Source organism: Halomonas chromatireducens (assembly GCF_001545155.1).
Taxonomy (GTDB): domain Bacteria; phylum Pseudomonadota; class Gammaproteobacteria; order Pseudomonadales; family Halomonadaceae; genus Halomonas; species Halomonas chromatireducens.
The window spans coordinates 2,080,294-2,092,578 of the sequence record NZ_CP014226.1 but is presented as its reverse complement, the minus strand read 5'-3'; the positions used below and the strand labels follow the sequence as shown (position 1 = coordinate 2,092,578).

The following is a 12,285-nucleotide window of genomic DNA, read 5'->3' as shown; positions in this document are numbered from 1 at the left end:
TGTCAGCTGAAGTCAAGCCCTAGGCTATACGGAATGATCGGTGAGTGTCGAGTTATAGGGATGGAACTCTGTGAGATCGTGGGAGAGCGCTCCTTTCGGGCAAGCTCAATGCTCTCCTGGCACCAGTCACCCTCTTGAGTCAAGGCGTATCAGGTGGAGTTCGCGGGGCCATTTATGCAGTGTCTCGATCGTTGCTGCGAGCGTAGTGGCTACCATCGATTGGCGGAGAAGGGCGCTGAGTTCCGTATCACCGACATTCAGCATTAACGGCTTTCATCGCCGTTTTCCGCTTTGCGAAACTTCGGCCCCAACGGTCCGAGCCATAGCCAAACCTGAAGCACGATGAGTATTGGCAGCAGCCACGTGGGTGCGCCGGTGGTTGAGGCGAGGACATAAAAAATCATGTAGGCGGTAATTCCGGCGATCAGACCCACGACCGGAAACATGAACGGACGCTCGTAGCCGGGCCGGCGGGTAAGACGGAACAGCGAGCCGGTAAAGGCACCGAAGGTGGCGGCCATGGCGAAGTGAAGCAGGATCTCTTGCATTGGAATCTCATTGTCTTGTGAGCGATCGACCGTTGTGAGCAGCGTAGCGTGTTCGCCATGGTAAGGGCATTACGACCTTGGACTAGCCACCTGTCGACGCTGACGCGGATCTGATTTCCATCCCCCTGAACCGTGCCTCATCCTGATGTCCCATTTTGACCGTTGTGTAATGGAATGGTGAAAATGACCAATCGTGGTCTAGGCTTTGGGTGATCCGACGCCACCTTGGGGTGATTCTGGCCTTTGCCTTTCATCCTCGATCTTGCATTCCCCTTGGACTGCATGGTCCAGCGCTCGCGCAACACGTGAGCCGACAAGAACCAAGAATCCTGACAAAGGAGCCGACCAAAATGAGCGCAATCATATTATTGGTTCTGGGTCTTGCCGCGATGGCAGCGGGGTACTTCCTGTACTCCAAGTTCATCGCCGAGAAGATCTACCGCCTGGACCCGGACTTCAGGACGCCCGCCCACGAGTACGAAGATGGCGTCGACTTCGTGCCAACCAATCGCTTCATCCTCTGGGGGCATCACTTCACCTCGGTGGCCGGGGCGGCTCCCATCGTGGGGCCCGCTATCGCCGTGATCTGGGGCTGGCTTCCGGCCTTTCTCTGGGTGGTCTTCGGGACCATCTTCTTTGCCGGTGTACATGACTTCGGCGCCATCTGGGCCAGCGTGCGCAACAAGGCGAAGTCCGTCGGGGCCTTGACCGGCGACGTGGTCGGCAAGCGCGCCCGCAGCATCTTCATGATCGTCATCTTCCTCGTGCTGCTGATGGTCAATGCGGTATTCGCCGTGGTGATCGCGGGCCTGATGATGAACTTCTCCAGCGCCGTGGTGCCGGTATGGGGCGCCATCCTGGTGGCGTTGATCATCGGGCAACTGATCTATCGTCGCGTGCTGAGCCTGCCCATGGTTTCGATCATCGGGGTCATTGCGCTCTATGCCCTGATCGGCATCGGACCCTCCGTGCCGTTGCAGATGCCAGCCGAGGTGGGCGGGCTTTCCGGCAATGCGGTATGGATTCTGATCCTTTTTGCCTATGCGGCCATTGCCTCGCTGCTGCCGGTGTGGGTTTTGCTGCAGCCCCGCGACTACATCAACGGGCTACAGCTGTTCATCGGCCTGATCGTGCTGTACGGCGCAATCGTGCTGCTCAACCCGACCCTGGTGGCGATCGGCCTGATGGCACTGATACTCGTAACCCAGTTCAACAGCCTCTACCAGGCTGCGCTGGTACTGTCGGCCATCGTGTTCTCCACAGCTGGCGTGCTGATGGGCCTGCTGATCAACNTCACCGGCGCCCATGTGGGCGAGTTCGGCGGCATGGGGCAGATCGCCCAGGCCAAGGCGGAGATTCTCGCCGGTCTGGGCGACGAGGGCATCGCGGTACTCAACCGTGATGATCGCTACTACCCGCTTTGGTCTCGGCTTGCCGCTCCACGGACGATACTGGACTTCGGCTTCAGCCAATATCGTCGAAGTGGGCAATGCCGTCGAGCGTCACCTCGAGTCGCTGGAAGGGCGCATCCCCCTTGGGGTCGAGCTTCACCCCATCTATGAACAGCACCATGTCGTCGATGATTCGATCAATGACTTCCTGATGAACCTGGCGATCTCGGTCACCATCGTGATTGCCGTCCTCTGCCTGTTCATGGGTTGGCGAGTCGGTATGGTCGTCGGCGCCACGCTGCTGCTCACGGTCTTGGGCACGCTGTTCTTCATGTGGATATTCTCCATCGAAATGGAGCGGGTCTCCCTGGGGGCATTGATCATCGCCATGGGCATGCTGGTGGACAACGCCATCGTCGTGGCAGAAGGCATGCTGATCAACATGCAGCGTGGCAAGTCCGTCAAGGAGGCTGCCAGCGAGGCGGCCCGGCGAACCCAGGTCCCTCTGTTGGGAGCCACCGTCATCGGTATCCTGGCCTTCTCCGGCATTGGCCTCTCCGACGATGTCACCGGGGAATTCCTGTTCTCGTTGTTCGCGGTGATCGCGATCTCGCTGCTGCTGAGCTGGGTGCTGGCCATTACCGTCACCCCCCTGTTCGGGCATTACCTATTCCGCGGCGCCGATATCGAGGATGAGAGTGATCCCTATGATGGCCTGGTCTATCGCCTTTATGCCCGTTTCCTGATCGCCGCGGTGCGCCTGCGCGTCTTGACCGTGGCGCTCCTGGTTGCACTTACCGCAGCCTGCATCTGGGGGTTTACCTTTCTGTCGCAGTCGTTCTTCCCCGACTCGAATACGCCGATATTCTACGTCAATTATCAGCTGCCCCAGGGCAGTGATATTCGTGCCACGCAGCGTGATGCCGAGGAAATCGAATCCTACCTGCTGGACAAGCCTGGCATCGAAGCCGTATCGACGTTCATCGGTCGCGGGGCGACCCGGTTCATGTTGACCTATGTTCCCGAGCAGCCCGACCCTGCCTATGCCCAGTTCGTCGTGAGGGCAGAGAGCCTTGAGCGAATCGCTGAACTCGACCCCGAAATCGACGCCGAGTTGCAGGCGACTTTTCCTGCGGCGAGAGTCAGAACCGAGCGTATCCAGTTCGGTCCCGGGGCAGGGGCGCAGGTCGAGGCGCGCTTCCACGGCAGCGACCCTGCCGTCTTGCGTGGGCTGGCCGATGAAGCCGAGGGCATCATGCGCGCCAACCCCGCTCTGGTCGACGTGCGTCATGACTGGCGCGAGCAGGAGACGGTGGTTGTGCCCACCTTCAACGAGGAGCGCGCACGAATGGCCGGGGTCAGCCGTGATGAACTGGCCCAGACCCTCGAGTTCGCCTCTTCCGGGGTGCGTGCCGGCACCTATCGGGAAGGCGACAACCTTATCCCAATCGTTGCACGCCCGCCCGCTGGCGAACGCCATGATGTCTCGCGGCTGATCGATCGCCTGGTCTGGAGCAATGCCGAACAGCGCTTCATCCCCATTGCCCAGGTGGTCGATGCCTTCGAGACCCAGAGCGAGGAGGCGCAGATACATCGCCGCAACCGGGTGCGGACGCTGACGGTACAGGCTGAGCCGGCACAAGGGCAGACATCGGCGGGCGCGCTGTCGGCGGTTCGCGGCGACATCGAGGCCATGACGCTGCCACCGGGCTATTCGCTCTCCTGGGGCGGTGAGTACGAGAATTCGACCGACGCCCAGGAATCATTGGCCCGTCAGCTGCCACTGAGCTTTGTCGCGATGCTGCTGGTTTCGATACTGCTGTTCGGCAAGTTGCGCCAGCCGCTGATCATCTGGCTGGTGGTGCCGATGTCGATCTGCGGCGTGGTGATCGGGCTGTTGCTGACCGGGCTGCCATTCTCGTTCACGGCCCTGCTGGGCATGCTCAGCCTGTCGGGCATGCTGATGAAGAATGCCATCGTATTGGTGGATGAGATCGATGCCCAGATCCAGTCCGGCAAGGAGCGCCTGGGAGCCCTGATCGATGCCAGCATCAGCCGCCTGCGCCCCGTGGCACTGGCGGCGGGCACCACAAGCCTGGGCATGCTTCCGCTGCTGGCTGATGCCTTCTTCAACAGCATGGCGGTGACGATAATGGCAGGCCTGGCCTTCGCGTCGCTGTTGACGCTGATCGCCGTGCCGGTGCTCTACTCGCTGTTGTTCGGCATTCCCTATCGCCGTGCCAGTTCCCCCGACGAGGAAGGGGAAACGGCCGAATCCGGGGCGTGATATGCCGGCCCGGCGAAATAAAATACATCCGTCTCGTCGGTGGGCACACAGGTGCTTCTGCCGGGTTGGAGGTGGGGGCGCAGAATCGGCTCCATGCCCTTGAGTACCTGTACCGGTAGCGCAGAGGTGAAACGAAAATTGTCCGATTCACTGCCCGCTACATAGGCGGTGAGCGTGCCGAAATGGTTGTCACCGAGATAGAACACGAAGGTGGCGGTGCGGTTGCGTGCCCTGGAGTCGATGACCTGGCCGCCTCGGGCCACGGTCTCGATACGGTTATTACCGGTGCCGGTCTTGCCGCCCAGGGGCAGAGGTGTTCCATCCTCCAGCGTAAAGCTGCCCTGCAGTCGCCGGGCGGTGCCCCCATCCACCACGCTGGAAAGTGTTTCTCGCAGCGTTGCAGCCACCTCCGGCTCCATGACCTGCTGGGCAAGTCGGTCGGAGGGTTGGAAGTGAGTTTCGTAAGGCGTATCCGCCGCGAAATGCAGGTCGTCGATGCGCAGGGTCGGTAGCCGCACACCGTCGTTGAGGATTATTCCCACCAGTTCGGCCAGTGCTGCTGGGCGATCCCCGGACGAGCCCACCGCAGTGGCCAGCGAAGGTACAAGGTGCTCGAAGGGGTAGCCCAGGCGCTGCCAGCGCTGATGGATGTCCAGGAATGCCTCGACTTCCAGCATGGTGCGGATGCGCACATCCCTGGCGCTGCGGTGGCGGGTCCTGAACAGCCAGTCATAGACTTCCTGGCGCTCCTGCTGGCTGGCGGCGGCAATATCAAAGAAGCTCGCCTCGGGGTTGTCCAGCAGATAGCCGAGCAGCCACAGCTCAAGGGGGTGGACCTGTGCAATATAGCCCTGGTCCGATAGCGAGTAGTTTCCTGGTGCGTGGCGCTCATAGAGTGCGTCAATCGGGAGTTCGCTGCGCTTCGTGGTGGCGGGGAGCCACTCGGCGAGAAAGGTGGCAAACACGATGCGGTCGGCCTCGGGGAACAGGTAGCGGTGAACCGCCGCCAGTCGTGGCGCGGTAATCCTCAGGCCGCCGAGGAAGGCCTCCAGGCGCTCCTCGGTATCCAGGTCACGATACTTCAGCCAGAAACGCTGCAGGAATACACGCCCTTCGCGGTCGGCAAAGCGTTGCAGGTATTCCAGTCGGCGAGGGTCCCGGTCATCGTCGAGCAACTGGCTGCGATGTTCATTATGGTGCGTGCTGTAGCGAACCAGATCCCGCAGCAGGCGAATAAAGGGCAGGTTGAGCGACTCGCGCATGGCTTCTTTCAGCGTCGGATTACGGCTGTTGTCTTCACGCCGGAAATTACTGAAGGTGTGGCGTCCGCCGCCGGTGAAGTAGGCCTCGTTGGGGCTAGCGGAATAGCGACGCTCCATGGCGGCATCGAGCAGCTGGGCCAGGGAGAGTTCGGGCTGGCTGGCCAGGCTATCGACTACCCATCGGCTGAGGACGTCCTGGCGATCCAGTTCCACCTGGCGCAGCGATGCTACCGATTCACCGGCGTAGCGCCGGTGGAGCTCGGCAATCACTTCAAGATAGGTGGCGAGAACCCTGAGCTTGGCGGTGGAGCCGAGTTCCAGCTTGCTGCCCTCGTTGATGTCGAAGGGCTGGTTGGTGTTGTCGGTCTGTACCCGAACGCGGAAGCTGTCTTCGCCACGCTCATAGAGTGTGAAACTGTAGCGCACTTCCTGCGTCTTTTCCGGTGCCAGCAGGCGGTCACCGAACAGGCCGATCTCGCTGGCGAACTCTGGGTCGGCCAGGCGATGAAGATAAGCCGTAACCTCGTCCTGTAGCGCACCATGCAGCGTTGTCCGGGCGCTGAGATCGAGCCTGTCCAGGTCGTAGAATGACTGTCCCAGGAGATTGCCTAGCCGACCGCGGGCCGTCTGAAGGCCCTTGTCCTGACCGATCCGCTGGCCTGGCGGATCGCGTCTGAAGTCGCGGAAAGTCAGGCGCTGCTTGAGAGCGGTGTCACGCAGTGCAGGGGAAATAACGCCTTCGTCGGCCAGGATCCTCAGGTAGCTGTCGGTGAGTTGTTCCAGCCCCGAGCGACCTCCGTTGAGGTACCAGGAGGGCCGTCTTTGAGCAATCATCAGAGCCACGATCTGCCGCAGAGCCAGGCCTTGCTGCGCCAGGTCATCACCTGGATTGTCGCCGCCCGACAGCGTTCGATTGAAGGTATCGAACTCTTCGCCGAACCACACCCAGAGCGCATCCCCGATACCGTGAACCTCTCCGTATCCCGGAGCGGCTGCCAGTGGCACCGAATTGATGTAGTCCAGCGCCACGTCCTGGCGCGCAGACAGCGTCTGGGGGCCATGCATATAGCTGCGCACGCTGGCCGATATCATTTGGCGCAGCTTCTCCATGGGGGATCCGGTCAGGCCGCCAGGTGAATGGCGGTACTTCTCCAGCTGGGTGGCAAGAGTGCTGCCGCCGGAAGACTGGCCGGTGACATCCAGTGCCCTGCCGACCTGGGATACGGCGGCCATGGTGAAGCGTGGCCAGTCGACGGCTGGATTGGCATACGGCGTGCTGTCATCGAGCAGGTGGCGATTCTCGATGAACAGCAGGACCTGCAGCATCAGCGGTGGGACGTCATGAAACTGGGGGTAGTGACGCTGTGGATGACGAAACGCATAAAGGGTTTCCCCGCGACATTCCTGCAGGGTCAAGCCTGCCTGTGTCTTCTCGATGTAGGGCGGGAAGAACCCGCGTTTGGCATAGTCCAGCAGCGGGGGGGAGAAGCGTGCCTGCTGGGTTATCTCGTAGCCTCTGCTCAGCAGGCGTGACTCGATAGTTGGCAGCTGTGTATAGCCCAGGCGCTGGTCGAAGGGACCATGGCTGGGAAAGAGTATACGGTCACTCTTTCCCGGGGCCAGGGTGTAGCGCAGCGTGCCGGCATAGCGAGAGAGTTCCTGGGCCTGGAAGTGGGAGGTGCGCGCCTCAGCCACAAGAAGGGTGGCCAGAGTCACGGCAAAAAGGGCCAGCAGTACCGTTAACACGATATAGAGTAGCCGGTGAGACCTGGCCGGCAAGGAGGGTGGCGCCAGCGGTGGCTCCTCGATGAAGAGGGATTTTTTCCGACCTGATGAATCTCGTTCGTCCCAGGACGCAGCGGATGAGTTCCGGCGTGACGAACCCTCTTGCGGTGCCATACGCCCCTCCCTCTACCTTTTATACCCCGCTATCTCTTCTTGTAGCCTAGAACGCTGAGAGAAATACAGTAGTTTTACCAACGGTAAAGGCATGCATTTCCAAGTCAGGGGAGCCACCCCCTCACGGGTTGCCCGAGAGGAGAGTAGCCAGACGACAAGCCATAGGGCTCAGGCGCCGCGATAGATACCGAAGTGGGTCAGGCCTCGGTCAAGCAGGTGCAGGGCTTGCATCCGGCTCATCAAGCCCTGGTCACAGTAGAGAAGGTAGCGGCGGTCGGCGGGGAGTGTCTCGGCCTGTGCTTGCAGGTCGTAGAAGGGAATCTGCAGGCATTCGACACTGGGTAGCGTCAAGGGGGTCGTTTCGCGCTCGATGTCGGGGCGGATGTCGATCACGCTGACATTTTTTTCCTGGGCCAGCGCCTGTGCGCTCTGCACGACGAAGAGTGGCGCTTCCGCCTTGGGAGCCACCTGCTCCAGCAGTCGTTCGGAGCGTGTCAGGGTGACGTGGTCGATGGCAGCATCGAGTACGCTGAAGTCGAAGTGTTGTTCGGCGGCCACGACACGGGGACGTTGGGCCTGGGTATTTGGGCGCTGAGAAATCGCCCCACAGACTTCCGGCATCACCTCAGCGAAACGGGCGGTACCGATTCGGCGGGCAGTGTCTATGATGTCCTGCTTATCCTCGGCGACTAGCGGGCGAAGGATCGGTAGGTCACTTGCCTCGTCGATCAGGGCCAGGTTGGTCAGGCTCTGGCTGGATACCTGGGCGATGGCATCGCCGGTAACCAGCATGGGTATGCGGGCGCGGGCCGCGATGCGACTGGATGCCCGCATCATCATCCGCTTCAGGACCACGCCGATCAGGCCATCGGGAATGCTGCGCTGAAGCTCGGCGACGACGCCCTCGAACGGTACCGAAAAGAAGTGTACCCGGTGCGAGCGGCCATAGGCTTGCCACAGGTGGTGGCAGACCTCGCGTACGGCCTGTTCATGACCGGCCCCACCTAGATCGAAGAAAAGGAAATGGGTCTTGACCCCGCGCCGTATCATCTTCCAGGCGGCGACAGGAGAGTCATAGCCACCAGAGATCAGCGTCATCGCCTGTCCCTGGACACCCAGCGGATACCCGCCGAGACCGGGACGACGGTGACGGACTATCCGCAGGCGGTTGTCGATGACATCCACACGCACCTCCACATCCGGGCGGCCGAGATTCACTCTGGCACTGGGCACGGCGTCCAGCAGGGCTTGCCCCAGGTGCCGCTCCATCTCTTCGGAGGTGAAATCGTGCCGGCCCCGGCGTTTCACGGTGACGCGAAAGCTGCGGTCGACCAGTGACGCCTGCCAGGCTGCCAGCAAATGCTGGGCGGTAGCGTCGAAGGAGAGGAGAGGCAGTTCATCGACGCGCTGCACCTCGTGTATGCCCGGGATACAGGTCAGGGCGTCCTCCACCTGTCGGCCCCACTCCACGGTCGCCAGTTCCGGCAGCCTGACATGCAGCGCGTCCCAGCTGCCTTCCACCCGAATGTCATTACCCAGGGGGCGCAGCACATTGCGGACGTTGCTGACCAGGCAGCGGGTCATCTGTCGTCGAACGGAGCGTGACTTGATGGTGATCTCGGGAAATAGCTTGAGCAAGTAGTACATCGGTGGGTGCTTGTAAAAGAGGTGTCAAATCAATTGTCTGCCCATTATATCAGGACCCGGCCCCAGGTTGCAGAAAGGCTCCTGAGCCGGTGGCGCCTAAGACGATGCCCGGCAAGGGCCGGGCATCAGGCGATGGGAGGGGGCGGGGCTCAGTAAAGGGCCTGCTCCTCACTGACCACTTCCTTCAGCAATTCAAGAAACAGCTTGTCGGCTTCTGAGTGATCGGCGGGGTCTTCGGGAATGTGGACGCTGGTTGTGTCTGAGATTTCGTTGGCGATACGTGACACGACGCCCTCCTGGCTCTCTTCGCCGAGGTGACGCCGCGCAATGGCAAGCGACTGCTCGAGGATTTGCGGCTCCTGGAGCATTTTCTTGATGAATCCGCGTAGCTCGTTGATCACGCGTGTCTTCTGGATTTCCGATGCGGACATGGCGGCCTCCTCAAGATGATAGCCGTGTCGGTGATGGGGTGACGATAGCATGTTTGATGGCAGACGGGAGAGGGCCAAAGCGCCTGCCCTGGGTCAAGGGCGGTAAGTGTTGGGGTAGCGTTTACACGGAATGTGTTGGACAAAACGACATCCTCAGTTACGCTGCCTTACAAAGCATGTGGGTATCACAAAAAAGACTGATCGGCTCTCATCTAGGCGGTTGATATCAGATGATACTGAAGTGATCCACATAGGGCATCCCGGGTGTGCTGAAATCAGTGCCTGGAAAGAAAGAGGCTCATGGCATGATGCGGCGAATGCCTGTGATAGCAGCCATGTATATGGCCGAGTAAACAGCTCGCATGAGTAGGCATGATGTCAGTCATTGGCATGATGTCAGTGATAGAACAGGTTTCGAAAGGGAATCGGGAAAGGATGCGCCACCCGCACTGCCGGATGAGCCCCGAAATAACAAGAATTCACAACATATTTCTAGCCGGACAATGCTCGCACGGCGGGTGTCCGATCTTATGAAAAGGGAACACCATGAAAACGAACACCGACCTCTGCCGCGCCCGCCTGCTGGCCAAGGCCGTCGTGCTGGGCACATCGTTGACACTTCTGCCGGTTACGGCTGCCGTGGCGCAGAGCCTGCCGCCGGGTATGGCAGCCCCGGGTTCGGCCGACCTTCAGCAGGTGATACGTCAGGCCCTCACTACCAACCCTGAAGTTCAGGCAGCCTGGAATGGCCTGAGCGCCGCCGGTCACGATGTTGGTGTGGCTCGCGGCAACTACCTGCCAAGTATCGATGTGGCCGCCGGCATAGGGCGCGAATATACCGAAGGGGATGGCCGCGGTAGCTACGATACGGATTTCGCCGAACTGACACTCAGCCAGATGATCTACGACGGCTTCGCCACGCGTAGCGAAGTCGAGCGCCTGGATCGTGCCAAGCTGGTGCGCTACTACGAGTTGCTGGGAGCGAGCGAGAACGTGGCGCTCGAAGCCGCTCGTGCCTATATCGATGTCAGCCGGTATCGCGACCTGGTGCGTCTGGCCCAGGAAAACTATGCCGAGCATCAGCGGGTCTTTGACCAGATTGAGGAGCGGGTGCGTTCCGGCGCCGGTCGTGGGGTCGATCTCCAGCAGATCTCCGGTCGATTGGCGCTGGCCGAGTCCAACCTGATGACCGAAGCATCCAACCTGCACGATGTGACGTCGCGATATCAGCGGATCGTTGGGGCACTGCCTGCCGAGAATCTGGCGCCGGCGCCGCAGCTCGACGACCGCCTGCCGCCTTCGGTGGCCGACGCGGTCAACATGGCCTTCGAGGGTAATCCCGATTTCCATGCCGCCATCGAGAATATCGAGGCGTCAAGGGCCGAACAGGCTGGCACCCGTGCGGGCTTCCAGCCGCGGCTGGATCTGCGTGGCCGAACCGGCACCAATAATGAAAGCGGCATTGCGGGCCGTCGCGACCAGCACAGCATCGAGCTGGTGGCGAGCATGAACCTCTATCGTGGTGGCAGTGACCTTGCCTCCTTCCGTGCCGCCAGCGATCGTGTCGAGCAGTCGGTAAACCTTCGTGACAAGGCGTGTAACGATGTTAGGCAGACCACCCAGATTGCCTACAACGACACGCAGCGCCTCCGCGAGCAGATGCAGTACCTGAACGAGCACCGCCAGTCCATCGACCGTGTTCGCGGCGCCTACCAGCAGCAGTTCGATATCGGTGAGCGTACGCTACTCGACGTGCTGGACAGCGAGAACGAATACTTCGAGGCCAGCCGTGCCTATGTGAACGCCGAATATGACGTCGTGCTTGCCGATGCCCGCACCCTGGCGGCCATGGGGCAACTGATGCAGGTTCTGGGTGTGGCGCGCGACGACATGCCGAGCCTGGCCGAGATGGGCAGCGACGGCGTCGAGCTCGACCCCAGCGTGATCTGCCCGTTGGAGGGCCCGGCCGGCTTTACCCTGGCCGACCTGACCGGTGGCGTGACTGCCCCTGCGCCCGTCCGGGGGCCGGATGTCACCCTGTCGGCCGACGCCCTGTTTGCCGTAAACAGCGCCGACCTTACCCCCAACGCCAGAAACGAGCTGGATACGCTGGTCACACAGATTCGTGACCGGGAAAATCTTGGTGGCGTCTTTATCGCCGGCCACGCCGACAGCACCGGTACCGACGCCATCAACGATCCACTGTCACAGCGCCGAGCCGATAGCGTTGCCGACTACCTGGTCAGCCAAGGCGTCCCACGCAACCTGATCGAGACGCGGGGGTACGGCTCACGCCAACCCGTGGCCAGCAACGACACCGCGCAGGGTCGTCAGCAGAACCGCCGTGTCGAGGTCACTCTCGAAACACGCCAGGAGAACGCCAGCCGACTGCAACAGCAAGGAGGTCAGGAGGAAGCCGTGTTCGGCAGCGTGCCGAACCCTGCAGTGCAGGCTCCGGAAGCGGTTGAGCAGGCGGTGGAGGCAGTCTCGGGCATATATGCCAGCATTCCGCTGGAAGTGGTAGAGATCGAGCGCGCCGAAATGGCATCTGTCGTGCCTGAAAATGCCGTTTTCCTGCAGGTGGCGGCGCTGTCACACGAGTCGTCAGCGCTTGGCCTGCGCGATGAGCTGAGTCGCGCGCTGGATCGCCCTGCGACTCTCGCCAGCGGCTCTGGCCTGCATCGGGTCCGCCTGGGACCGATCGATTCTCGCGAGCTGGATGAACTCCAGAACCGGCTTGACCGAATGGGTTATCACGGTGCATATGCGGTGCGCGGCTAGGGACAGGCGATACACAACCTGTGAGCCCGGTTCAGGCCG

Annotated in this window: 6 protein-coding genes and 2 pseudogenes; 4 read left to right on the top strand and 4 right to left on the bottom strand. The window is 61.3% G+C overall.

Annotated features, from left to right (window positions below):
* Nucleotides 1–263: 263 nt before the first annotated feature.
* Nucleotides 264–548 carry a hypothetical protein gene (locus tag LOKO_RS09680; RefSeq protein ID WP_066448286.1) on the bottom strand — a complete coding sequence of 95 codons (285 nt, stop codon included), beginning with the start codon at nt 546–548 and terminating at the stop codon, nt 264–266.
* Nucleotides 549–898: 350 nt separating this feature from the next.
* On the opposite strand from LOKO_RS09680, the pseudogene LOKO_RS09675 reads away from it, so the two are divergent.
* The 3 genes and pseudogenes from LOKO_RS09675 to LOKO_RS09670 form a co-directional block, all read left to right on the top strand.
* Nucleotides 899–1,723: pseudogene (locus LOKO_RS09675) on the top strand (carbon starvation CstA family protein); the annotation flags it as partial.
* Between the two features lie 9 nt (nt 1,724–1,732).
* Nucleotides 1,733–1,960: pseudogene (locus LOKO_RS20635) on the top strand (Mur ligase family protein); the annotation flags it as partial.
* On the top strand, nt 1,950–4,226 hold the full coding sequence (locus LOKO_RS09670; protein ID WP_417935398.1) for an efflux RND transporter permease subunit: 2,277 nt from the start codon (nt 1,950–1,952) through the stop codon (nt 4,224–4,226). The pseudogene LOKO_RS20635 and the gene LOKO_RS09670, both read left to right, overlap by 11 nt.
* Here LOKO_RS09670 and LOKO_RS09665 read toward each other — a convergent pair.
* The 3 genes from LOKO_RS09665 to LOKO_RS09655 form a co-directional block, all read right to left on the bottom strand.
* A complete protein-coding gene (locus tag LOKO_RS09665) occupies nt 4,169–7,387 on the bottom strand; it encodes a transglycosylase domain-containing protein (protein WP_083517529.1) in 3,219 nt (1,072 codons plus the stop codon). The two genes, LOKO_RS09670 and LOKO_RS09665, sit on opposite strands and share 58 nt — an antisense overlap.
* Nucleotides 7,388–7,555: 168 nt before the next feature.
* Entirely contained in the window at nt 7,556–9,034 is a 1,479-nt protein-coding gene (gene thiI / locus LOKO_RS09660) for a tRNA uracil 4-sulfurtransferase ThiI (protein ID WP_066448284.1), read from the bottom strand.
* Nucleotides 9,035–9,183: 149 nt separating this feature from the next.
* Nucleotides 9,184–9,465 carry a hypothetical protein gene (locus LOKO_RS09655; RefSeq protein ID WP_066448282.1) on the bottom strand — a complete coding sequence of 94 codons (282 nt, stop codon included), beginning with the start codon at nt 9,463–9,465 and terminating at the stop codon, nt 9,184–9,186.
* A 546-nt stretch (nt 9,466–10,011) separates the two neighbouring features.
* Between LOKO_RS09655 and LOKO_RS09650 the strand changes: the two genes are divergently transcribed.
* Nucleotides 10,012–12,246: a TolC family outer membrane protein gene (locus tag LOKO_RS09650; RefSeq protein WP_066448280.1), complete on the top strand. Its 2,235-nt coding sequence runs from the start codon at nt 10,012–10,014 to the stop codon at nt 12,244–12,246.
* The last annotated feature ends 39 nt before the right edge of the window (nt 12,247–12,285 follow it).

What these genes read in the sequence shown, in the direction of transcription:
- LOKO_RS09670 (WP_417935398.1), top strand. Translation starts at nt 1,950, where the DNA reads ATGATCGCTACTACCCGCTTTGGTCTCGGCTTGCCGCTCCACGGACGA.
- LOKO_RS09665 (WP_083517529.1), bottom strand. Translation starts at nt 7,387, where the DNA reads ATGGCACCGCAAGAGGGTTCGTCACGCCGGAACTCATCCGCTGCGTCC.
- LOKO_RS09650 (WP_066448280.1), top strand. Translation starts at nt 10,012, where the DNA reads ATGAAAACGAACACCGACCTCTGCCGCGCCCGCCTGCTGGCCAAGGCC.
- LOKO_RS09655 (WP_066448282.1), bottom strand. Translation starts at nt 9,465, where the DNA reads ATGTCCGCATCGGAAATCCAGAAGACACGCGTGATCAACGAGCTACGC.
- thiI (WP_066448284.1), bottom strand. Translation starts at nt 9,034, where the DNA reads ATGTACTACTTGCTCAAGCTATTTCCCGAGATCACCATCAAGTCACGC.
- LOKO_RS09680 (WP_066448286.1), bottom strand. Translation starts at nt 548, where the DNA reads ATGCAAGAGATCCTGCTTCACTTCGCCATGGCCGCCACCTTCGGTGCC.